Consider the following 285-nt stretch of genomic DNA (forward strand, 5'->3'; position numbering starts at 1 on the left):
AATATAAAAGGAGGATGTGGGATTCGAACCCACGCACGCTTTTACACGCCTGACGGTTTTCAAGACCGTTCCCTTCAGCCGGACTTGGGTAATCCTCCAACAAATAGTCCGTACGGGATTCGAACCCGTGTTACCGCCGTGAAAAGGCGGTGTCTTAACCCCTTGACCAACGGACCATATCCATAGATGGGCACGAGTGGACTCGAACCACCGACCTCACGCTTATCAGGCGTGCGCTCTAACCACCTGAGCTACGCGCCCAAGTTAAAAAAACTTGGTATTTGA

General features: G+C 51.6%; 3 tRNA genes. All 3 read right to left on the reverse strand.

Annotation, left to right across the window (positions count from 1 at the left end):
• Nucleotides 1-8: 8 nt before the first annotated feature.
• Nucleotides 9-98, reverse strand: a tRNA-Ser gene (locus tag DB729_RS09375).
• 6 nt (nt 99-104) lie between these two features.
• Nucleotides 105-176, reverse strand: a tRNA-Glu gene (locus tag DB729_RS09380).
• Between the two features lie 11 nt (nt 177-187).
• Nucleotides 188-261, reverse strand: a tRNA-Ile gene (locus DB729_RS09385).
• Between the last annotated feature and the right edge of the window lie 24 nt (nt 262-285).

It is taken from the genome of Streptococcus halitosis (genome assembly GCF_003143695.2).
GTDB classification, from domain to species: Bacteria; Bacillota; Bacilli; order Lactobacillales; family Streptococcaceae; genus Streptococcus; species Streptococcus halitosis.